This is a genomic window from Methylomonas sp. LW13 (assembly GCF_016865255.1).
Classification (GTDB): Bacteria; Pseudomonadota; Gammaproteobacteria; order Methylococcales; family Methylomonadaceae; genus Methylomonas.
The window spans coordinates 2,030,716-2,051,094 of sequence record NZ_CP033381.1 but is presented as its reverse complement, the minus strand read 5'-3'; the positions used below and the strand labels follow the sequence as shown (position 1 = coordinate 2,051,094).

The following is a 20,379-nucleotide window of genomic DNA, read 5'->3' as shown; positions in this document are numbered from 1 at the left end:
TGGCTTAACCTGGATAAAAACATGAAACACTTGTACGAAACCGTCGCGGATACGGTGATTGCGCATATCGAACAGGGTGTTTACAAGCCGGGCGAAAAGCTACCCGGTGTCAGGAAGTTGAGTCAGCAATTGCATGTCAGCATCTCAACCGCACTGGAAGCCTATCGGATGTTGGAAGACAGCGGCAGGATTCAGGCGCGCTCGCGTTCCGGTTACTATGTCAGCAGCTTTCGCCGGCAGGCGATTGTGGAACCGCAAGTTTCCGATGCGCCGGTGACGCCAGCCAAGGTCACCGGCCAATCGCTGACCCGGCAAATCCTCCGCGCCGCCAAGGACCCGTATCAGATCAACCTGGGTTCGTCGGTACCGCACGCCGATTTCTTACCCACTCATGCGCTGCAACAAGCGACCGGCAAGGTGGCGCGCAGCTTTGGTAAACGCTGTTTCGACGCCGACGAATTGCTGGGTAGTCAGGAACTACGCCGGCAAATCGCCAAGCGCATGGTGGAACTGCAATGCGCCGATAGTCCGGACGACATTGTGGTGACCCACGGCGCGCGCGAAGCGGTCAGGCTGGCGTTAATGGCTATTTGCGAACCCGGCGACTTGATCGCTATCGAATCGCCGACCTTTTACGGCTTATTGCAAGTCATCGAATCCTGCGGCATGGAAGCGCTGGAGATCCCTACGCATCCGCGTGACGGTTTGTCGCTGGATGCGCTGCAAATGGCCATCGAGCAATGGCCGATCAAAGCCTGTTTGCTTGTCTCCAATTACAACAATCCGCTGGGTTCGTGCATGAGCGACGAGCGCAAGCAAGCCTTGGTGGCCTTGCTGGAACAACATCAGATTCCGCTGGTCGAGGATGATGTATACGGCGACCTGGGCTTTGGCTTGCGGAGGCCTTCGGTTTGCAAAGCCTGGAGCCGAAACGGCCAGGTGTTGTATTGCAACTCCTTCGCCAAAACCCTGTCGCCAGGCTTGCGGGTGGGCTGGCTGGTGCCGGGCCGTTACCTGGCACGGGTGGAAAACTTGAAATACATGAAACACCAGGCCGTGCCGACCCTGAATCAATTGATCGTCGCGCAGATGTTGGAGCAAGGCGGTTACGACCGCTACCTGCGGCATGTGCGTCAGGACTATGCCCGCAACGTGGCGTTGGCGGTGAACGCGGTCAGCCTGTTATTCCCGGAAGGCACGCGAGTAACACAGCCCGAAGGCGGCTTTGCCTTGTGGGTGGAACTGCCGGCCGGCGTCGATGCCATGGCACTGCACCGCCGGGCCAGCCAGGAAAATATCATCATCGCTCCCGGCCCCTTATTCTCGGCCACGCAAAAGAAATACGGCAATTTCATTCGCTTGAGTTGCGCGGTGCCTTGGAATGACAGGGTAGAAAAGGCGTTGAAGAAGTTGGGCGATATTGCCGGGGATTTGCTGGCACAATATCCAGTGACTGCAGTTAATTTGATAACGTGGGTATAGTTGTCTTAGCTAATGAAATTGGATGTTGACCGCGACCGGCGGGTTTTTGCCGCTCGTAACCAATCCATTAGCGCTGCCGCACAAACAGACTAGCGCCCTGCCATATCGGCTTTGCGTGCAATCATTTTGTCAGCCAAGGCCAGGGTACCGCCGCTGTCAAGAATGACTTGGCGGATTTTCTCGTCCGGAATCCGTAACACCACGTTTATGGCCTGCTTGATGTCGTCGGCGCTCATCTCGGCAAAGAGTTTGACGGCGTGCGGGTTATCGGTATCGCGGCGCAACAGCTCCAGTTCGTCGACGCAGGTACCGAATGCTTTGCCTTTCGGATCGCCCTGAGCCCGAAAGGCCAATGCGCCGCCCACATCCAATGTCAGCACTTTGCCACCGGCAACACCTTGGTTATCGCCATTGTAGCCGGCGACATCCCAGTTGGCGGTCCAGGCGTGCACACCGAACCAGTACCGTGCCTGTTTGCGTTCGCTGTCATTCAGATGAGCAATGCATTTTTTGGTGAGTTCGACCCATTCTGTCGCCACCTGGTCCGCCGCAATTGTTCTCACATAGGTCAAAGTGGGCGCTCCAGCCAGTTGATAGAGCTCGGCTGCGATCAGCTCATTGCGCGCATGCGCCGCAGATTCCAGTGTTTTCACGTAGTAGCGTCGACCGTTACTGTCCTGAAAAATGCCTGCTGGATTGCTACCCAATTGCCCGCCTATCCGTTGCAGGGTGGTGGTATCAATAGTCGGAGTATCGGCACACATCGTTATGCGCCGGCTTAAGGGATGGGTTTAGTGCGACGCACCAGCGCAAGCTGCGCCGGTGTTTCGATGGCGCCCTTACGCACGTGCCGAACGGCATTGATCGCTTCTTCGGCGTCCATGCCCAGTTCCACCAACAGCCGCGCCGCGATCATGCCCGCCCGACCCAAGCCGCCTTTGCAATGTACCAGCACATCTTGGCCGCTGCGCAACATCTCTCGGATCTCATGGCCTTGTGTGACCCACTGCTGTTCGAAAGCCAGAGTAGGCACGGAAAAGTCGGCAATCGGCAAATGGCGCCATTCGATGCCGCGTCGGCGAATTTCATGCCCGATCTGCGGCACCTTGAGGGCTTTAAGCTCTGCGGGTTCGACGAGTGTCAACACCAGTTTTGCCCCCCAGGCAGCGATGGCATCCAAATCGATACCGAGGTCGCGCTCCCAGGCCCCCGTGTAAGCAAAGTGGTCGTGCTTGCCGGGGCAGAAAGTAATGCCGATCCTTCCATGCGCAGGACTCGCACGCAGTTCTGCGATCTGCAGCGGATGTGTGTGGCTGGTCCGTACAGCTGTCATATTGCTATCCTGCCGGAATATTGAAGGGAGGAGTTTTTTAATTTTTAGAATTAAGTTGTCCGCATGCCGCTAATACATCATCACCTTTAGTGCCTCTTATTAAGGTCGGGATTCTAAAGGTATCTAAAATTGCCTTAAAATTTTCGACTTCAATCAGATCAGGACTCTCGTAACGTGAGCCAGGGAAAGCATTAAATGGAATTAAGTTTATATAAGCCCTTTTGCCTTGCAGTAACGCGCCCAATTTTTTAGCATCATCCGCAGTATCGTTTAAACCTTTTATCAGAATATACTCATAAGTAATAAATTGTTTCTTTTGCAAAGGTATGGCGTCAATATAAGTTAATACCTCAGCGAGCGGATATTTTTTATTAATCGGAATAAGTTCATTCCTTTTTTCAGTGAACGGTGAATGCAGCGATAAGGCCAAGTTCACGCCGGGCACTTCCTGGAGCCATCTTTTCAGTCCGGGAATATAACCGGCCGTTGAAATCGTAATCTTTTGCACGCCAATTGACGTACCACGTTGCGATAAAAAAATTTCACAGGCTTTTTTAACGGCGTCAAAGTTATGTAAAGGTTCGCCTTGCCCCATAAAAACAATATTTAAAATCCGCTCTTCTCCTGGCCTGTTGCTTGCCAACCAACGCCAAGCCTGCAGAAATTGTCCAACCATTTCACTGGTAGTCAAATTCCGCTTAAGCCCTTGTTCGCCGGTAAAACAAAAAGAGCAATTCATGGCGCAGCCAACCTGCGATGACAGGCAAATAGAATATTTGTTGTTAAACGGAATAAGGACAGTTTCGACTTTATGGTTGTCCTTGAGCTTAAACAGAAATTTTACTGTTCGATCTTTTGACGACTGTTGCACGGTATCGATTTCCGGCAAGGAAAAATCGAAATGTTTTTCAAAAAAAGCCAATGAGGATTTTGAAATATTATCTCGGCATTGCATGCTTTCTTTTTTCTTATAATGCCAATTAAATAGAATACCTGCTACCGATTGATTTAAATCATTCTGCTTTATAACGGCTTCTAAATCAGCATAATTCAAATCGTAAAAAGATTGTTTCAAAACTTCTCCTGGCAATGCCGACATTTTACCTATCCCTGCAGGCTTGAAAATTGGGTATTATTTTCCGAATGTACGCAGATCCGCAACGCCTCAATACCACACTCGCACCCCCACTACACCTCGTAAACTGTGTTGGTGCTCGCGGAGTGATTCTTCCTCAACATAGTCCATACCCAGATAAGGCGCAAATTCGCGTTCGATCTCGTAACGCAAGCGAAAGCCGGCTTCAAACTCGGTAATGCCGGCCTTGACGCCGCGATTTTTTATATCTTCTGCAGCGACATTCACTTCCACCCGCGGTTGCAGAATCAGGCGTTGGGTCAAGAGCATTTCGTAACCCAGCGTCAATCGCCCCAGCACGTTGCCTTTCTCGTTAATGAACATCGCACTGTCCACTTCAATAAAATACGGCGCCAGCCCTTGAAAGCCGATCACCGCATCGAAAGTACGTTCCGGTTCTATCGCCCGCCGCGCACCGATTTGAAAGTCCCAAAACGTGTCGATATTTCGGCTATACAGCACTTGCAAGTCGGCGCGGCCGAAGATATTTTGATCGGCGGAATAATCGCCTTCTGATTTCAACCACAGTTTATTTTCGTCGGTGCCGGTCCAGTTTTGCACGTCCCATTTGAACAGATGCAAGTCTTGATTACCTTCGTATTCCAATCTGTCGGCCTTGAAATGATTAAAAATCATCGAGCTATCGTGCGCAGTAGCGACGGAACAGAATAAGGCCAAGCAAACCCACAAATTGCGAGCACTGAACAGGGCTTTAACGATGTTCATGCTCAGCCCTTTCCACGATCAATTTACGAAACATGCCGGTATCCATGTGATACAGCAGATGACAGTGAAAGGCCCACTCGCCTTCCGCGTCGGCCGGCACATCGACGCTGACGGTCTGGCCGGGCTTGACGTTGATCACATGTTTTTTCGGGTTGTACATGCCATTGCCATTGTCCAGGTACTGCCACAGGCCGTGGATATGGATGGGATGGTTCATCATGGTTTCGTTGACATAGGTAAAGCGAATCCGCTCGCCGAATTTGACCCGAATCGGCTCCGCATCCGCAAACTTGGTGTCGTCGAACGACCAGATATAGCGCTGCATATTGCCGGTTAGCCTGAGTTTGATTTCCCGATCCGGCGGCCCCATTAGCGCATGGTTGGGTTGCGCGGCGATTAACTGGCTATAGCTCAACGGTTTGGCGGTATCGCTGGCATCAGCCACTGGCATGACGTGGCCGGCATGCGGATTCTGAGGTGCCTCGGCAGTGGCATGCTGATGGCCGGCGTGTTCAGTCATGGTCGGGACGGGTGTCGCCGAGTGTTCCGTATGCGCGTGACCAGGTTCCTTGTCGGCAGTCGGCTGAACCGATGCTTGATGAACTGCGTGGCCGGCATGCTCGCCGCCCATATCCGCCAAGGTCAACAAGGTCATGGGGCGCATTGTCGGCAACGTGGCTTGCAAGTCTGCGCGAAGTGTCAGCGTCGCGCTGGCATAACCACTGCGATCCATCGCTTCGGCAAAAATACTGTAAGCCTGTTCGGTTTGCGGCTGAACCAATACATCATAAGTTTCCGCCACGGCAATCCGAAACTCCTCCACATCGACCGGCTCGACCGGTTGCCCGTCGGCGGCAATCACCGTCATTTTCAGACCCGGCAGACGCACATCAAAATGCGTCATTGCCGAAGCGTTGATAAAGCGCAAACGCACTGTTTCGCCCGGCTTGAACAGATAGTGCGGTTTCGCTTCGGCGGTTTGGCCGTTGATCAAAAACCGGTAATTGGCGCCGGTCACGTCGGCCAGATCGGTAGGCTCCATACGCATTTCCCCCCAGGCCAGCCGATCACTAACGGTCTCCCAAAAACCCAAGCGTTGAATATCGGCGAAGAAATCGCCCACTGTGCGCTGCTGAAAATTGTAATAGTCGCTTTGCTTTTTTAAGCGGGCCATGGTCCGCTGCGGATCGGCACGCGGCCAATCGGACAGCATGGCCACATAATCGCGATCTACCGTTGGCTGCTCCTGTTGCGGGGTGATGATCAGCGCACCGAACAAACCCTGTTGCTCCTGCATGCCGGAATGGCCGTGATACCAGTAGGTGCCGCTTTGCTTGATTTTAAATTGATAGGTAAAGGTCTGGCCGGGCTTAATGCCGTCGAAACTGATGCCCGGCACGCCGTCCATTTGATAAGGCAGAATGATGCCGTGCCAGTGAATTGAAGTGGATTCTTTGAGTAGATTAGTAACCTCTAAGGTCACGTCCTCGCCTTCCCGCCAATGCAAGGTGGGCGCCGGCAAAGCCTGGTCCACAAGCACGGCCTGCTGGGTTTCGCCGATTAGATTGATCGATTTTTCCGAGATCGACAAACGATAAACATCGGCCTGGGTCCCGCTGGACACCAAGCTAGCCAGCAATAGCCAAGCCGCCGAATACCTAGCGCCGGAGAAATCCCAATAGTGCATAACACCTCTAAAGACCGATTAGCAGGTGTTTACTCTAACATTTTTAAAGGGATCGATACTTTACTGAACGCCAACGCGGGTTTTGCTGGTGACTAATTAGCGCGGCCGCAATATCGGTGCTCCCACGTGCCGCAAGCTCGGTCAGGCTCTGGATTACGGCGTTAATCGTCCAGCACAAAGTCGCGCGAATCGCGCATACCTTCCAGAAAACTAAACAAGCGTTGCGGACTGATCAGACAGCCGGCCGCCGCTTTTCGGGGCATGATTTCTACTAATACGCCCTGTGCGGTCAGCTTGTTCAAGATTTGGTACATGAAAAAATCCAGCGTTTCCGCCACGCCTATCATGTTTTCCCATTCGCCGACCGCCGCCTCGTCGGCGTAACGCCGGTACGGCCAGACCGGCAAGGTTTCGTGGCCGTCCACCACCCGCAAGATCCATTGCCGGCTTTCATTCAAGCCCCAGACTTCGTCCATTTCGACGATGCGATACATAAAATATTCCAACAGATCTTCATCGCTCATGGATTGAGCCGCATCATATTCTTCTTGGTAGGGTTCGTAGCGCATAGTAAAGATCCGGAAATGGAAAACCACTTTGCAGCAATAATCGCACCACGCTAATCGGCCGCCATTTAGCCCGCCAAACTCGGCGAATTGTCGGGTTTACGCGCAAATAAGCCCTATCGCCGCGCGTTGACTAAGCAATTGATTGTCGCGTAAGCGACAAAACCTCAAGCAATTGCCGCACAGGGCGTATTTAGCATAAAAGCCTAATCCGATAAGTTGTATAGTTGCGGGCCTTTAGCATAAACAAGTAAACCCATGAAATTACTGATACGCAATCTTCCCCGCACCACGACCGAAGCCGAATTGCGGGCCATGTTCGCGGCACACGGCAGCGTGCAGTCCTGTTCGCTGGTGATGGATAAAGACACCCACAGCTCGAAAGGCTTTGGATTTGTAGAGATGCCCAAAGCCGGCGAAGCCAAGGCCGCCATCAAGACCCTGAATGGTCTGGAAATGGACGGCAACCGGATTCGCGTGAAAAAGGCCGAAACCAACGCTGGCGAAGCTGCCGATGACTAAAACCGGCAAGCAAGATCCGTTGCATGGCATCACGCTGGAAACGCTACTGACCCGTTTGGTAGAAAAATATGACTGGGCGGAATTGGCCAACCGCATCGACATCAACTGCTTTGCCAAAGACCCCAGTATTAGCTCCAGTCTGAAGTTTTTGCGTAAAACGCCGTGGGCGAGGCAAAAGGTTGAGGCGCTTTATTTGCAGAGTTCGTGGGAGAAAGACACGGGTTAAGGAGAATTGCATCCCCGCAATTGCAGGCACTATTTGTTTAATGCCAATAAATACCCACCAATCCCACCCAATGATCGCCGGCATAAACATTAGGCCGCTGAACGCCCAAACCCAAACGCCAGTCGCCGACGACGGGATATAGCAATTTGACCGTCGCCGCCCCCAAAGCATTGCTGCCGGATAAATAATCGCCATTGATCCGCCACTTGTCGAACAACGGCGCTTCCATATTCACATGCAGACCTACGCTCTGAAAGCCCGCCAAAGCCGCATTGGCATAATAAAGACCTGTATCCAGATCCGTGTCCCAATTCGGGAAATGTCGCTGATATTCCAGGTAGGAAAAATTCATAAATACGGTAGCTTGCGTCAACAAGCCAAGACCGCTCTGGGTACCGGCGATGAGTTGCATATCGTGCGCCAGCCAATGTTTTTCCACGTTCAGCATCACGTTAGGCTGAAAAGACACTGAAGACGCGGCAGTGGACGCAAATTGCCCGTTCAGCAAACTCAAGCCCTAGTCCCAACCGGATGCCAAACCGTAATTTGCCGACAGATTAGCAACGGCTGCCGAGCTGAAGATATTAGTCTCTTGTTCTATATCGATAGTCCCGACATCGGTAACATCAATGTCCGGCATATTGCGTACCGGCTTTTTATGCTGACCGGCATCGGCGCGCTCTTTTGCCGGCAGATTGGCGGCAAATACCACCAAAAGCATCAAACTTGCTACCGCGATTTTTGCTTTGCAGCCGTCGTTAACCATATTCCTAAACCCAGGGCCAAATGTTCGGCAGCTTGGCTATTTTGGAGGATTAGGCAAGCCAAAGTCAGCCAAAGCTTGTTCTCGTACCACCCTCATAAAAACTATTTGCACAATAAATATTGTATCGATACTATATCGATACAATATTTATCGAGAGGAGTCAGCGATGCGCAAAATAATTATAATAACCGGCATTTTGATGTTGAATTTACTTAGTGCGAATGGCGTTAACGCTCAGCCGCAGTCATTTTCAGAAAACGTAATTCCCGCGAATACCTTGCCGGTGCTGCATAGCAAGACCTCCGAGCAGCTTGACGACCTGAAAACCGAATTGAGCATATATTCCTTGATTGCCGGGATATATGCGCTGTATTGGCTCAAACAACGAGCCTAGACCAAGCGCAGCTTATCCAGGTCCAACCTGCCAAATCAACGCGGGTTGTCGATCTTGTCGGTGGCGTGAACAGCAGTCTGTAAATCGATCATGCTCTGCTGACTCACCCGGATTACGCCCCGATACGGCCGGTCCAAATCCAGAATAATGAACACCATGACCACAATCAACCAGACCATGATGTAAGTGACGAACGATGTGCGATGTCCGGCCAGACCGTTGGTATAACCCACCAATGCTCCGCTCATGACAAAGGTGACGTACAACAGGGCCAGCACCAACTCGGGTACATGCCGCTTCACCTCGGCATCGCGTTTGCCAAAATTATCGATCAAATCGTTCAAGGCGGGGATAAACAAACCGGTGGTCACCGGACTGGGTGCCTGTTCATTCACTTGCCGGGCGTAATCCCAAAGCTTCGCTTGCATGCGTCCGGCCTCGGCGATCAGCGCTTCCCTCTGCCCACGCTGAGTGAGATCGACAGTGCCGGTTCTTACCCGCAAATCCAGGTAGTTGCGTATTAAGCTGCTGACTTCTGCACTGACCGGCTTCGGCAATAATTGCGCGCGCAAATAAGCGGTGCCGATAGCGTTGGCTTCGTCGACCACCGCCTCGCTACGACTATCGTAACGCTGTAAGGACAAGGAGAAGGTAAACCCCAGCAGCAATGCCAGAATGCCTAGTAAAGACCCGGAGATCGAATTGACATGGGCTTTGAAATTATCATCCACCTTAGGTTTAATCCGTAAACCCAAGCGATAACCCAGTTCGATAGTGAGCGCCATGGATACCAGCAACACACAGGCGATCAGTAAACTATCGATGTCGTAAGTAATCTCGTTCATGATTTGAATTGGCAAAAGCAACTGACAGGAAATTTGGGCAAACTTGCCGTGGCTTGATTATGGAGGACAGGTGAAAATTTGTCATTCCGGCATCTGCCGGAAGCGCAAAGTCCTTCAGCTATTAATTCGGCCTTGTTTAACACGGGTACACCATTGGGGCTGAGTCTGTCGACGCCTGATCTGGCATATCTTTCGACAAGGCTCTCCTGAGCGCAGCCGAAGGACTCAGAGATTAAGGCCCAAGCCAAGCTCGGTAAGCAGCCTCGCGAGTCCGCTGCCTGAGTTTAACCTGTCATTCAGTTGGACAACTGCTGTTGCTGGGCCTTGGCGTTGAAATGATCAATATCGGTAATCAACTCGCAGTGGCTTAAATCATTTTGCAATTGCGTGTAATAAAAATAAGCGCCGCTGCCGCCCAACCATACCTGGGTGGGCTCACTGCTGACCGAATCTATGATCAGCTGTAGTTCGTCAAGGGTCACTTGCTCCGGCGGCGTCTTGACCAAGCCCATGACTATGACGTCCGGCTTCAAATGCTGACAAGCCTCGATAATATCTTTGGCTGGCAGATCGGCACCCAAGTAGTAACAGTTGTATCCCTGGTTAGCGGCAATTAGGCAGCTCACCAATATGCCAAACTCGTGCGGATCGCCGCTCGGCGTGGCGAACAGCATGCCCGGATTGTTTTTTGAGTGGTGGTGCAAATTGTTGACCATGCTCAACACAATCCGCTTGATACAGCTGGAAAACATGTGTTCCTGGGCGATGTTCAACTTTCCGTCATGCCAAAGTTCGCCCACTGTTTGCAAGGCAGGCAACAAAATGTCTCTGGCGTAGTCCAAGGGCTCGGCAGCAATCAGAGCCTTCTTCAGCAACTGTTCGCAGCGTTCGATTCTGTATTGCTTCAACGAATCGATGATCTGCACCAATAGCGGCGATTGTTCTTTCGCCGGTTGTACGCTGACTTGCTTCTGAAAGTCTTGTAGTTGCTGGTTGTCCAAGGTCGCCAGCTTGCCGATAGGATGGCCCTTTCGGGTCAGATTGACCAATAGCGTCAATTTTTCCAAATCCTGTTGCGAATAGAAACGCCGACCCGTGCTGTTCCGCGCCGGCATGATGCAGGCGTAGCGACGTTCCCAGGCTCTTAGTGTTTCCGCTGTTAATCCGGTTAAGGAGGTAATCGCTTTAATTGAGTACATTGTTCAACTTTTGTATAGAAAATACTTTGACAAACATTCTACATTCTAGTAAGTTATTTGCCAACAACTTAAATAACCAAGTGAATTGATTATGTCCAACTTAGCCGCATTGCCAATTGATAGCGAGATGGATTCGATAACAGAATCCCAACCTAACTCACTTGCCGTTCAAGTTGAACAGGCCAGGCAGAATCTGTTAGCGTTATTGCTTGAGAACAAGCAAACCAACGCCTTGATAATTAACAGGTTCTTGCACGACCTTGATTCGGGAGTGGACTCCTCGGATCTGATATTAGCCAAGAACTCGGAAGACTATAAAAGGCTACTGCAGTTACTGGTCAATACCGAGACAGCCAACAGACCCCATCAACTTGCTTGGGGTGAGAATAACGGACAGGGCAAAGTTGTACAAGCCGAGAATGTTGTACAACTTATGGGTTCGGAGTTTGCCCAGCAATCCCTGATCGCCCGTTCAGTCAATCGCTTGTTGTACAGCCTGCACTTGTTACCGGTATTTTTGTTGGACAGTGCGGCGCAAGCAGAGAGCATATTGACCACGGACACAGAAGACGGCGCAGATTTCAAAAAACGCTTGGGCAAAGCCAAACGGGAATTAAGAAGCTTGCGCCAGGAAATGATCTCCGCCAACACCGGCTTAGTGGCGTTCGTGGCGCACAAGTACAAAACCAGTAACCTGAGCTTTGAAGATTTGATGCAGGAAGGCTTGGTGGGCTTGATCAAAGCAGTAGACAGATTCGACCCGGATCGCGGCATCTGCTTTTCCACTTACGCTATTTATTGGATAAGACAGGCCATATCCCGTCTGATCGTCAAACAAGAAAAAATTGTGCGTTTGCCGGTCGCCTTGGCCGAAAAAGCCGCCACCGTATTCGAAGCTATGCGTAGTTGCTACCTTAGATATGAGCGCTGGCCGAGCATCGCAGAATTAAAACTGGCTTGCGATTTATCCGAGCAAGAGATTAAAACCATCAGCAGCTACTATCAGGCCACGCATTCTTTGGATGCGTCTATAGGAGATGATGACGATAACCTGGAATTGATGGCAAAAATGCAGCAGCATCAATTCAGTCTGCCACTCGATGAACTAATTGATCAGGATCTGGCTCAATATGTCGACAAAGCAGTTGCTTCGCTACCTGAAAAACAGGCGGCGATTTTAACCATGCGTTTCGGTCTGCGCGATCACACGGAAATGACCTTGCAGGCAGTAGCGGATCAGCTGCATGTTACTCGGGAGAGAGTCAGGCAAATTCAAAATGAAGCATTAAAAAAACTGAAACAACAATTTGGCTTTGACCTTATGCTATTTCTCGAACCCAAGGACGGCTAACAATAACAATCATTGACCCAGGTCAGGCTAACACTACAAGAGGAGTGATTATGTCATCAGAAAAACAAAACACCAGTAAGCAAACGCCGCAGTCCGACTGGAAGTTGGAATTGGATAAGCAGTGGAAGCACGTCTCTAGCAAAGCGGGCGACTTCTTCAACGATCATAAAAGTATGTTTTCGTTAACCAACATCGCCGCCGCCGTGGGTGGTACATTGACCGTCGTCTGGCTGGCCAGCGGGGTTTACATCGTGGACCAAGGCAATCGAGGCGTGGTAAGCCGCTTTGGCGCCTATTCGGAAACCACCATGCCTGGCCCACACTGGCATATTCCGGCGCCAATCGAAAGCGTCGCCAATGTCAACGTAGAGCAGCAACGGTTTATCGAAGTGGGCTACACCGACGCCAGCCGGGTGAACAAATCATCTGTGATTCCGCAGGAATCGCTAATGCTGACCGCCGACGAAAACATTATTACCGTGCGTCTGGCTGTGCAGTATCAAATCAATAACGCCCGAGACTACTTGTTCAATGTCAAAAACAACGAAAATACGTTGAAACAACTGACTGAAAGCGTGGAGCGGGCGGTGATTGGCCGCAACAATATGGACTTCGTGTTAACCGAAGGCCGTAGCCAAATCGTCGCCGAGATTAAAGAACAAATCCAGGAAGCCATGGATGCTTACAAAGCCGGCATCAGCATTGCCAGTGTCAATTTGCAGGATGCACAACCTCCCGAAGAAGTGCAAGGCGCCTTTGAAGACGCGATTCGGGCCAGGGAAGATAAGCAACGCCTGATAAACGAAGCCGAAGCCTACGCTAACGAAGTGATTCCGAAAGCGCGCGGCGCCGCATCCCGGATTATTCAAGAAGCGGAAGCTTACGAAGCCGAGAAAGTCGCCAAAGCCAAAGGCGAAACCGAGCGTTTCGATCAATTACTGGTGGAATACGAAAAAAGCCCAGCCATCACCCGCAAGCGTTTGTACCTGGAAGCCAAAGAAAAGCTGTACAGCAGCACCAATAAAATCATGCTGAACGAAGATCAATCCAGCCCGATGATGTATATGCCCTTGCCGCAAACCATGACTCAACATGCGCAGCCCGCTGCCAGCCATACGGAACCGGAAGTTAGCGCAGAACCACACAACGCTGACAAAAACGGCGTTCGTAAATCAACCGGCAACGAATTACGTCCTAGCAGGAGCAAACCATGAGCAGCAAAACCACCCAAGTTTTAATTCCGGCCGGTTTGACCCTGTGTGTACTGGCCTATATGTCGGTTTTTTACGTCAAAGAAAACGAAAAAGCCATTCTGTTTCGCCTCGGGGAAATGGTCACGTCCGACTACACCCCCGGGCTACATTTCAAGACCCCCATCATCAATAACGTCAGTACATTTGATGCGCGTGTGCTGACCTTGGATGCCAAATCCGAGCGTTTTCTTACCTCCGAGAAGAAGAACGTTATTGTTGACTCATTCGTCAAATGGCGAATCGGTGATGTGGGTCTCTTTTACACCACGGTCGGCGGCGACGAGTTTCAAGCCAATCTACGCCTGGACCAAATCATGAAAGACGCTATGCGTAGCGAGTTCGGTGTACGGACCATCAAGCAATTGATCTCCGAAGACCGCAACGAACTAAGGCAAACCTTACTGGCTAAATTAGCGCCGGCCGCCGAAAAGTTCGGCATTGAATTGATCGACATTCGCGTCAAACGCATCGATCTGCCGCCGGAAGTCAGCAGCTCGGTGTACCAACGGATGCGCGCCGAACGCGAGCGGGTCGCCAGAGAATTCCGTTCGCAAGGCGCCGAAAGTGCCGAGCAAATAAGTGCGGAAGCCGATAAGCAAAAACACGTGATAGTTGCCAATGCCCAGCGCGATGCGGAAAGCATTCGCGGTCGCGGTGATGCGCAATCCGCGGAAATTTACGCAAAAAGCTACGGTAAAAACCCCGAGTTTTATGCGTTCTACCGCAGCTTGCAGGCATACCAAACCTCATTTGAAAAAACTCAGGATACTTTGGTGTTAAAACCAAACTCCGACTTTTTCAAATACTTCTCCAGCGAAAAGTAAGTTAGGAGACAGCTATCATGAAAAAAATGTTTATTTTTCTCTCCATCCTGATCGTTGCAGGGTTGGTGGTGTCGGCGGTGATGAACCGCAACATGCCGCAATACGATCCGCATTATGAAATTTCGTACTCCGACTTTATCGAAGACGTGCGTAACAAAGTGGTTACGGAAGTGGTGATAGACGGCAACTACGTTGACGGCCAACGCCAGAACGGTACGCGCTTTGCGACCTACAACCCCAACGACTCAAGAATGATCGACGAGTTGCTGGAATACGGCGTGAAAATCAAAGTTGAGAAGCCCCAACAACCCTCGACTTTGATGAATATTCTGATCTCTTGGGCGCCTACCCTGCTGCTGATCATGGTGCTGGTGTATTTCATGCGCAAGCAGGCCGCGATGGGCGGGCGAGACGGCCAGATGGGTTTCGGTAAAAGCCGCGCCAAATTGATGGCTGAAGACCAGATCAAGGTGCGCTTCACCGACGTCGCTGGCGTGGAAGAAGCCAAGGAAGACGTCGTGGAAATGGTCGACTTTCTAAAAGATCCGGGCAAGTACGAAGCCTTGGGCGGCAAAATTCCGCGCGGCGTGCTGATGGTCGGCCCTCCGGGTACCGGTAAAACCTTGTTAGCCAGAGCGATTGCCGGCGAAGCAGGCGTGCCGTTCTTCTCCATCTCGGGTTCGGATTTCGTGGAAATGTTCGTCGGTGTCGGTGCCTCCAGGGTCAGAGACATGTTCGAACAAGCCAAAAAGCGCGCACCCTGCATCATATTTATTGATGAGATCGACGCTGTGGGCCGGCAACGGGGCGGCAGCGGTATCGGCGGCGGTAACGACGAACGCGAACAAACGCTCAACCAATTGCTGGTGGAAATGGACGGTTTCAGCGGCAACGAAGGCATCATCGTCATCGCCGCGACCAACCGCGCTGACGTGCTCGATAAGGCTTTGTTGAGACCGGGCCGCTTCGACCGTCAAGTTCAAGTCGGTTTACCGGACATCAAAGGCCGCGAGCAAATTTTAAGAGTGCACGGCGCCAAAGTCCCGCTGGCCGAAGACGTGAACATCAACGATCTGGCCCGCGGCACACCCGGATTTTCCGGTGCCGAATTGGCCAACCTGATCAATGAAGGCGCTTTGTTTGCTGCTCGTAACAAAAAGCGCGTCGTGACCATGAACGATTTGGATAAAGCCCGCGACAAAATGATCATGGGTGTGGAAAAACGCACCATGGTCATGACTAAGGAAGACTTGTTGATGACGGCTTACCACGAAGCCGGCCACGCCATCGTCGGCCGCAACGTGCCCGAGCATGATCCTGTCTACAAAGTCAGCATCATGCCGCGCGGCGGCGCATTGGGTATCACCATGTTCTTGCCGGAGCGCGACCAGTACAGCGCTTCCAAGGATAAGTTGGAAAGCCAGATCGCCAGTTTGTTCGGTGGCCGGGTAGCAGAAGCCTTGATTTACGGTAAAAACAAGGTCACCACTGGAGCGTCCAACGACATCATGCGGGCTACGCAATTGGCTAGAAACATGGTCACCAAGTGGGGTTTATCAGACCGTTTAGGCCCGATGGATTACGGCGACAGCGAAGGCGGCTACATGGGCCCGCAGTCCAAACCAATGTCTGAAAAGATGGCCCAAACTATTGATGAAGAAGTTCGGGCGGTGATCGATGCTAACTACAACCGCGCCGAAGCTATTCTGAAAGAAAACATCGAAGTGTTGCACAACATGGCTCAAGCCTTAATGGATTGGGAAACCATCGATAAGTATCAGATTGACGAACTGTTACAAGGTAAAAAACTTGCACCACCGGAACCCGAAGTAGAAGAACCAAAATCGTTTGAAGAGATTGAAGACTCGATAAACGAAGAAACCGGTGGTCACCTGGATCAAGGACAAATATTGGCGTCCTAAAAGTCCTCCTCTATGTACCCTCCAAACGCTGTACTCCTGGAGGGTATCTTTTTTTCAGAGGTAGCAATATGCATACTCAATCGATAACCACAAAAACCATGAATTTCCTGCAATTGTTGTTGCAGATTAATTTTAATGTAGCGGTGATTTTATTATTGATCAGCGGTGCAGCCACCATATTCGGCAATACCCTGTTTTTTGAAGATAACAGCGACTTGTACGGTCCATTGGCAAACAATATGCGGTTAATGATGTTTTATTTGTGCTTAATCCAAATCGCAGCGTACAGTTTTTATAAATTAAGCAACAGCCCGGAAGCATTAGCGGCGTTAGGGGTTTTTCTGCTGCTATTAATTGGCTCCCTGGAGTTTTACTGCTCGATTAATCAAATTGAAATCGACGAAAACTACCGGCAATTATTTATTTATTCGGGCTTATCGCACCTGCTTTATGGCGGCTGCGCGGCCATGCGCCACCAGCAAAACTAGAGATTGGTAATTTTCCGGTAGAAAGCGGGCTAGAATTAGACATAAAAAGCCGAAGCGCCTGACGGTGATTTAATTGCACAGATTTAAATACCGTTTTTTTATTGGCTTTACGTGTCCAGAAAAATAATAACAACGCTGAGAAGAAAGCTCCGCGAGGGGGGAACATCAAATGCACATCAAATTTCCGTTTGACTCACACAAGCCCATTGCCGGCGAGGCCTGCATCGATATAGACAAACCTGTTGACGATGTTTTTCATTATGTTGGTGAAAATTTTTTTGAAAACTATCCGAAATGGGCTGTGGAAGTAGTCGATTTTGAACCGCTCGACGGCAAGGAAGTATTCATCGGCGCCAAGGCCAAGCAAATTCGTAACGACAACAACGGCGAAATAGAATCGGTTTTTGAAATTACTGAATATCAACCCAAATCCAAGCTGATCTTTCAAGGGTTGACCCAACCTTACAAACACAGCTATCTGCTCGAAGCCGTTCAGGAAGATCGTCAACCTACCCGCTTGACGTTTCGTTTTGAGTTCTTGGAGTTGGAGGTGTTCATGCGGCCTTTTGAAAAATTAATTCGTTGCGCGATTGAAGACGGTGCGGAAAACACCGTCGAAAACATCAGGAATTTAATATTAGTAGAATGCAACTAGCATTTACAAACTCATAATTATTATAAAACCCGGAGTTTAACCATGGCTTTTATTGTTGAAAAAGATAGCGGACTGATTCCGCAAGTACTTTCCGCTATTTTGGACGAATGTGTAAACGGCGTGACGCTAGCCGACCCTGACATTGAAGACGCGCCGATTATCTATGCCAATAAGGCATTTGAACGTTTAACCGGATACAGTCATGACGAGATCATCGGCCACAACTGCCGGTTTTTGCAAGGTGAAGACAGAGAGCAAGATGCGCGTTTTAAAATTGTGGAAGCCATGAAAAACCACGAAACAGTGGAAGTCACCTTAAGAAACTATAAAAAAGACGGCACTTTATTCCACAATCATTTGAAAATAACCCCGCTATTGGATAAGAAAAATAGAGTCATTTATTATCTGGGCGTGCAATACGACATTACCCAACAAATAAATGCCAATAACGAAATAAAGGAATTGACTACCTTATTAAATGCTATTCAAGGAAATTAAAAAACCAATCAGTAAATATATGATTATTGGGGACTTCCATGAACACCACTGCAAATAGCCAAGGCGACAGTAGCCTGTTTTTTAACGAAGCCTTATTCGGATTAGCGATACTGGCTTTCGTGTTGTTGCTGGTCATAGAAAAAACCAAACCTTATCGTCCATTCCCGGCCAAAACCTATAAAGAGTCGTTTGTCACCAATACTACGGCTTTCTTGGTCAACAATTTAATTTTAACCGCGCTCAGAGCCTCATCCTTATTTCTGGTAGCGCAACAATTCGCCAGTTACGGATTATTAAGCGGCCTGAGTAACGGTCCGCTTAAATGGATTCTGGCGTTTGCTTTTTTTGATCTGGCCATTTACCTGTGGCATTACGCCAGCCATCGGTCCGAGTACTTATGGCGCTTTCATAAAATCCACCATAGCGATAAATGCTTTAACGTTTCCACCGGTTTTAGGTTTCATGTTTTCGATTTATTTCTGGAAATAATTTACAAATGTATATTCGTGGTAGTAATCGGCGTCGATGCTTATCTAGTGCTTTCCATCGAAATTATCGAGTTATTTTTCATCTTTTTTCATCACGGCAACATTCGCGTCCCCAACGAAACCGCCATATCCCAAATTATTATCACCCCTTCCCTGCACCGCACTCACCATTCCACTTTGCGTTCGGAACATGACAGCAATTACGGCATAGTGCTGGCGATTTGGGACCGGATGTTTGGAACCCGCAAGGAATTGGTACCCGCCAATATAGGATTGGATTTGATTGAGGCCGAGAATTTTATTCAATTGTTTTCTCTGGCATTTATTACCGAACGTAAAATCCGCCAATTGATGGGCTGGATTCCGAAAGGCAAAAAGTAATGGAACTTCTTCTATAAGTTACCGGTAATCAAGCCATGATTATAAAAACAATAAAAAATATCCCCGGCAGTGAAATTACCGATCCGCTGGTTTTTCAGCAACGCCGCACCCTCATCAAAGCGATGGCGGCGATGATGCTGACCGGCACCAGCATCCGCACCGGCTGGGCCGACGACTCAAAACCACTTTGGAGCGCCGTACCCAAAAGCCCGTTCTCAGCGCCTGAGTTAGTGGTGACGCCGGCGGCAGCCGCAAAAAATTACAACAACTACTACGAATTTGCCTTTAACAAAGAAGACCCCGCCAGTCTGGCTCAAAGCCTGCGCATAGATCCCTGGTCCGTGGAGATCGGCGGTGAATTGGAAAAACCCGGCACATACCAGTTGGAAGATATTCTGAGCCGGCACACCTTACAGGAATACATCTATCGTTTCCGGTGCGTCGAAGCATGGTCCATGGTAGTACCCTGGGTGGGCTTTGCGCTGGGCGATTTGCTGAAAGCCGCCAAGCCTTTATCAAACGCCAAATTCGTAAAGCTCACCTCGATTCAACAACCGGACACCATGCCCAAGCAACGCGGCAAGGCCATGCTGGATTGGCCCTATGTCGAAGGTTTGCGTATCGACGAAGCCATGCATCCCTTGACCATACTGGCGGTGGGTATGTATGGCGACATTTTACCCAAGCAAAACGGCGCGCCGCTGCGTTTGGTAGTGCCCTGGAAATACGGCTTTAAAAGCATCAAGGCCGTCGTCAAAATAGAACTGCTGAGAAGACCGCCGATTAGCAGTTGGAACAAGTTTGCCCCCAACGAATACGGCTTTTACGCCAACGTCAATCCTGATGTACCGCATCCGCGTTGGAGCCAAAATAGCGAGCGATTATTGGGCAGCGGCTTTTTTACCCCGCGTCGGCAAACCGAATTATTCAATGGTTACGGGGAACAGGTCGCTCACCTGTATCGTGACATGGATTTGAGGCATTTTTTCTAATGATTATGCCAATTAATAATTTGCGGCCTTTAACCATCGCGGTTTCCATTATCCCGCTGCTTTGGATAGTGTTCGATATTGCCTTCGATAATCTGGGCCCAAATCAAATGCAGGCATTGCATATTCGTTTAGGCGATTGGGCCTTGCGATTTCTATGGATAACCTTAGCCATTACTCCCGTGCAAACTGTCACAAAATGGCGCGGCATGACCGAGTATCGGCAACTATTCGGTTTATTCGCTTTTTTTTACGCCAGCCTGCACGTCCTAGTTTATTTAGCGGTAGACCAGGTTTTTGCCTGGCGAATGATCGGTATCGATATTCTCGAAAGCTCGTATATCTGGTTTGGATTAATTGCCTATATCATTGTTTTTTCATTGGGGATTACCTCTTCCAAAGCATCCAAAAAACTCTTGGGCAAGAGCTGGAAAAAACTGCATCGATTTATTTATATCGCCGCCGGTGCGGCAATGATTCATTATTTCTGGCAGCTTAAAGGTAACCTTGCAGAGCCTTTATTCTATTTGCTCCTGATATTTATGCTGCTGGGTTTTCGCGCAGTAATCTGGATTAAAAACAAGCAATTAAGTCAAATGATGATTCCAAAAGGCCGCACTTCCATCGATACCGAAGCCGATTAAGCCAG

Annotated in this window: 24 protein-coding genes; 14 read left to right on the top strand and 10 right to left on the bottom strand. The window is 50.0% G+C overall.

Going from position 1 to position 20,379, the window contains the following annotated elements; all coding sequences use genetic code 11:
* The first annotated feature begins 21 nt into the window (after nt 1-21).
* Entirely contained in the window at nt 22-1,482 is a 1,461-nt protein-coding gene (locus JL719_RS09230; protein ID WP_084153280.1) for an aminotransferase-like domain-containing protein, read from the top strand.
* Between the two features lie 89 nt (nt 1,483-1,571).
* Here the strand turns inward: JL719_RS09230 and JL719_RS09225 are convergent, their stop codons facing one another.
* The 6 genes from JL719_RS09225 to JL719_RS09200 form a co-directional block, all read right to left on the bottom strand.
* A complete protein-coding gene (locus tag JL719_RS09225; RefSeq protein WP_033156689.1) occupies nt 1,572-2,246 on the bottom strand; it encodes a hypothetical protein in 675 nt (224 codons plus the stop codon).
* Nucleotides 2,247-2,260: 14 nt separating this feature from the next.
* Nucleotides 2,261-2,815: a cyclin-dependent kinase inhibitor 3 family protein gene (locus JL719_RS09220; protein ID WP_033156690.1), complete on the bottom strand. Its 555-nt coding sequence runs from the start codon at nt 2,813-2,815 to the stop codon at nt 2,261-2,263.
* 37 nt (nt 2,816-2,852) lie between these two features.
* Nucleotides 2,853-3,914 carry a dual-specificity RNA methyltransferase RlmN gene (gene rlmN, locus JL719_RS09215; RefSeq protein WP_225893079.1) on the bottom strand — a complete coding sequence of 354 codons (1,062 nt, stop codon included), beginning with the start codon at nt 3,912-3,914 and terminating at the stop codon, nt 2,853-2,855.
* A gap of 66 nt (nt 3,915-3,980) precedes the next feature.
* Nucleotides 3,981-4,676 (bottom strand): copper resistance protein B, encoded by a 696-nt coding sequence (locus tag JL719_RS09210; protein WP_225893077.1) that lies wholly within the window; start codon nt 4,674-4,676, stop codon nt 3,981-3,983.
* Nucleotides 4,663-6,363 (bottom strand): copper resistance system multicopper oxidase, encoded by a 1,701-nt coding sequence (locus JL719_RS09205; RefSeq protein WP_051669985.1) that lies wholly within the window; start codon nt 6,361-6,363, stop codon nt 4,663-4,665. The genes JL719_RS09210 and JL719_RS09205 overlap by 14 nt, the downstream gene beginning before the upstream one ends.
* A gap of 161 nt (nt 6,364-6,524) precedes the next feature.
* Entirely contained in the window at nt 6,525-6,932 is a 408-nt protein-coding gene (locus JL719_RS09200) for a DUF2750 domain-containing protein (RefSeq protein WP_225893075.1), read from the bottom strand.
* Nucleotides 6,933-7,187: 255 nt separating this feature from the next.
* Here JL719_RS09200 and JL719_RS09195 point away from each other — a divergent pair, with 255 nt between their 5' ends.
* Both JL719_RS09195 and JL719_RS09190 read left to right on the top strand, forming a co-directional pair.
* The gene (locus tag JL719_RS09195; protein WP_033156691.1) at nt 7,188-7,451 is read left to right on the top strand and encodes an RNA recognition motif domain-containing protein; all 264 of its coding nucleotides are present in this window, start codon (nt 7,188-7,190) and stop codon (nt 7,449-7,451) included.
* Nucleotides 7,444-7,677 carry a VF530 family protein gene (locus tag JL719_RS09190; RefSeq protein ID WP_033156692.1) on the top strand — a complete coding sequence of 78 codons (234 nt, stop codon included), beginning with the start codon at nt 7,444-7,446 and terminating at the stop codon, nt 7,675-7,677. The genes JL719_RS09195 and JL719_RS09190 overlap by 8 nt, the downstream gene beginning before the upstream one ends.
* Nucleotides 7,678-7,714: 37 nt before the next feature.
* On the opposite strand, the gene JL719_RS09185 is transcribed toward JL719_RS09190, so the two are convergent.
* Together JL719_RS09185 and JL719_RS09180 are read right to left on the bottom strand one after the other, a co-directional pair.
* Nucleotides 7,715-8,191: a hypothetical protein gene (locus JL719_RS09185; RefSeq protein WP_033156693.1), complete on the bottom strand. Its 477-nt coding sequence runs from the start codon at nt 8,189-8,191 to the stop codon at nt 7,715-7,717.
* Nucleotides 8,192-8,194: 3 nt separating this feature from the next.
* The gene (locus tag JL719_RS09180; RefSeq protein ID WP_033156694.1) at nt 8,195-8,443 is read right to left on the bottom strand and encodes a hypothetical protein; all 249 of its coding nucleotides are present in this window, start codon (nt 8,441-8,443) and stop codon (nt 8,195-8,197) included.
* A gap of 166 nt (nt 8,444-8,609) precedes the next feature.
* On the opposite strand from JL719_RS09180, the gene JL719_RS09175 reads away from it, so the two are divergent.
* Nucleotides 8,610-8,837 carry a hypothetical protein gene (locus JL719_RS09175; RefSeq protein WP_033156695.1) on the top strand — a complete coding sequence of 76 codons (228 nt, stop codon included), beginning with the start codon at nt 8,610-8,612 and terminating at the stop codon, nt 8,835-8,837.
* A gap of 35 nt (nt 8,838-8,872) precedes the next feature.
* On the opposite strand, the gene JL719_RS09170 is transcribed toward JL719_RS09175, so the two are convergent.
* Together JL719_RS09170 and JL719_RS09165 are read right to left on the bottom strand one after the other, a co-directional pair.
* On the bottom strand, nt 8,873-9,682 hold the full coding sequence (locus JL719_RS09170; protein WP_033156696.1) for a bestrophin-like domain: 810 nt from the start codon (nt 9,680-9,682) through the stop codon (nt 8,873-8,875).
* Between the two features lie 296 nt (nt 9,683-9,978).
* Nucleotides 9,979-10,881: a MerR family transcriptional regulator gene (locus tag JL719_RS09165; RefSeq protein ID WP_033156697.1), complete on the bottom strand. Its 903-nt coding sequence runs from the start codon at nt 10,879-10,881 to the stop codon at nt 9,979-9,981.
* A gap of 91 nt (nt 10,882-10,972) precedes the next feature.
* Here JL719_RS09165 and JL719_RS09160 point away from each other — a divergent pair, with 91 nt between their 5' ends.
* The 10 genes from JL719_RS09160 to msrQ all read left to right on the top strand — a co-directional run bounded on the left by JL719_RS09160 (nt 10,973) and on the right by msrQ (nt 20,374).
* Nucleotides 10,973-12,232: a sigma-70 family RNA polymerase sigma factor gene (locus JL719_RS09160; RefSeq protein WP_033156698.1), complete on the top strand. Its 1,260-nt coding sequence runs from the start codon at nt 10,973-10,975 to the stop codon at nt 12,230-12,232.
* A gap of 50 nt (nt 12,233-12,282) precedes the next feature.
* Nucleotides 12,283-13,446 carry an FtsH protease activity modulator HflK gene (gene hflK, locus JL719_RS09155; protein WP_033156699.1) on the top strand — a complete coding sequence of 388 codons (1,164 nt, stop codon included), beginning with the start codon at nt 12,283-12,285 and terminating at the stop codon, nt 13,444-13,446.
* Nucleotides 13,443-14,309, top strand: a complete 867-nt coding sequence (hflC, locus tag JL719_RS09150; RefSeq protein ID WP_033156700.1) for a protease modulator HflC — start codon at nt 13,443-13,445, stop codon at nt 14,307-14,309. The genes hflK and hflC overlap by 4 nt, the downstream gene beginning before the upstream one ends.
* A 17-nt stretch (nt 14,310-14,326) precedes the next feature.
* Entirely contained in the window at nt 14,327-16,231 is a 1,905-nt protein-coding gene (ftsH, locus tag JL719_RS09145; RefSeq protein ID WP_033156701.1) for an ATP-dependent zinc metalloprotease FtsH, read from the top strand.
* A 98-nt stretch (nt 16,232-16,329) separates the two neighbouring features.
* Complete coding sequence (locus JL719_RS09140; protein WP_084153285.1) at nt 16,330-16,719, top strand: hypothetical protein; 390 nt, start codon at nt 16,330-16,332, stop codon at nt 16,717-16,719.
* A 169-nt stretch (nt 16,720-16,888) separates the two neighbouring features.
* A complete protein-coding gene (locus JL719_RS09135) occupies nt 16,889-17,374 on the top strand; it encodes an SRPBCC family protein (RefSeq protein ID WP_033156703.1) in 486 nt (161 codons plus the stop codon).
* A gap of 42 nt (nt 17,375-17,416) precedes the next feature.
* Nucleotides 17,417-17,872, top strand: coding sequence for a PAS domain-containing protein (locus JL719_RS09130; protein WP_033156704.1), 456 nt, complete (start codon nt 17,417-17,419; stop codon nt 17,870-17,872).
* A gap of 38 nt (nt 17,873-17,910) precedes the next feature.
* Nucleotides 17,911-18,741, top strand: coding sequence for a sterol desaturase family protein (locus JL719_RS09125; RefSeq protein WP_033156705.1), 831 nt, complete (start codon nt 17,911-17,913; stop codon nt 18,739-18,741).
* Between the two features lie 35 nt (nt 18,742-18,776).
* Complete coding sequence (gene msrP, locus JL719_RS09120) at nt 18,777-19,733, top strand: protein-methionine-sulfoxide reductase catalytic subunit MsrP (protein ID WP_033156706.1); 957 nt, start codon at nt 18,777-18,779, stop codon at nt 19,731-19,733.
* Between the two features lie 5 nt (nt 19,734-19,738).
* The gene (gene msrQ, locus JL719_RS09115; protein WP_225893073.1) at nt 19,739-20,374 is read left to right on the top strand and encodes a protein-methionine-sulfoxide reductase heme-binding subunit MsrQ; all 636 of its coding nucleotides are present in this window, start codon (nt 19,739-19,741) and stop codon (nt 20,372-20,374) included.
* Nucleotides 20,375-20,379: the final 5 nt, after the last annotated feature.

Bases quoted from the DNA above. Each gene is read 5' to 3' on its own strand.
- JL719_RS09230 (WP_084153280.1), top strand. From the start codon at position 22: ATGAAACACTTGTACGAAACCGTCGCGGATACGGTGATTGCGCATATC.
- JL719_RS09225 (WP_033156689.1), bottom strand. From the start codon at position 2,246: ATGTGTGCCGATACTCCGACTATTGATACCACCACCCTGCAACGGATA.
- JL719_RS09220 (WP_033156690.1), bottom strand. From the start codon at position 2,815: ATGACAGCTGTACGGACCAGCCACACACATCCGCTGCAGATCGCAGAA.
- rlmN (WP_225893079.1), bottom strand. From the start codon at position 3,914: ATGTCGGCATTGCCAGGAGAAGTTTTGAAACAATCTTTTTACGATTTG.
- JL719_RS09210 (WP_225893077.1), bottom strand. From the start codon at position 4,676: ATGAACATCGTTAAAGCCCTGTTCAGTGCTCGCAATTTGTGGGTTTGC.
- JL719_RS09205 (WP_051669985.1), bottom strand. From the start codon at position 6,363: ATGCACTATTGGGATTTCTCCGGCGCTAGGTATTCGGCGGCTTGGCTA.
- JL719_RS09200 (WP_225893075.1), bottom strand. From the start codon at position 6,932: ATGCGCTACGAACCCTACCAAGAAGAATATGATGCGGCTCAATCCATG.
- JL719_RS09195 (WP_033156691.1), top strand. From the start codon at position 7,188: ATGAAATTACTGATACGCAATCTTCCCCGCACCACGACCGAAGCCGAA.
- JL719_RS09190 (WP_033156692.1), top strand. From the start codon at position 7,444: ATGACTAAAACCGGCAAGCAAGATCCGTTGCATGGCATCACGCTGGAA.
- JL719_RS09180 (WP_033156694.1), bottom strand. From the start codon at position 8,443: ATGGTTAACGACGGCTGCAAAGCAAAAATCGCGGTAGCAAGTTTGATG.
- JL719_RS09175 (WP_033156695.1), top strand. From the start codon at position 8,610: ATGCGCAAAATAATTATAATAACCGGCATTTTGATGTTGAATTTACTT.
- JL719_RS09170 (WP_033156696.1), bottom strand. From the start codon at position 9,682: ATGAACGAGATTACTTACGACATCGATAGTTTACTGATCGCCTGTGTG.
- JL719_RS09165 (WP_033156697.1), bottom strand. From the start codon at position 10,881: ATGTACTCAATTAAAGCGATTACCTCCTTAACCGGATTAACAGCGGAA.
- JL719_RS09160 (WP_033156698.1), top strand. From the start codon at position 10,973: ATGTCCAACTTAGCCGCATTGCCAATTGATAGCGAGATGGATTCGATA.
- hflK (WP_033156699.1), top strand. From the start codon at position 12,283: ATGTCATCAGAAAAACAAAACACCAGTAAGCAAACGCCGCAGTCCGAC.
- hflC (WP_033156700.1), top strand. From the start codon at position 13,443: ATGAGCAGCAAAACCACCCAAGTTTTAATTCCGGCCGGTTTGACCCTG.
- ftsH (WP_033156701.1), top strand. From the start codon at position 14,327: ATGAAAAAAATGTTTATTTTTCTCTCCATCCTGATCGTTGCAGGGTTG.
- JL719_RS09140 (WP_084153285.1), top strand. From the start codon at position 16,330: ATGAATTTCCTGCAATTGTTGTTGCAGATTAATTTTAATGTAGCGGTG.
- JL719_RS09135 (WP_033156703.1), top strand. From the start codon at position 16,889: ATGCACATCAAATTTCCGTTTGACTCACACAAGCCCATTGCCGGCGAG.
- JL719_RS09130 (WP_033156704.1), top strand. From the start codon at position 17,417: ATGGCTTTTATTGTTGAAAAAGATAGCGGACTGATTCCGCAAGTACTT.
- JL719_RS09125 (WP_033156705.1), top strand. From the start codon at position 17,911: ATGAACACCACTGCAAATAGCCAAGGCGACAGTAGCCTGTTTTTTAAC.
- msrP (WP_033156706.1), top strand. From the start codon at position 18,777: ATGATTATAAAAACAATAAAAAATATCCCCGGCAGTGAAATTACCGAT.
- msrQ (WP_225893073.1), top strand. From the start codon at position 19,739: ATGCCAATTAATAATTTGCGGCCTTTAACCATCGCGGTTTCCATTATC.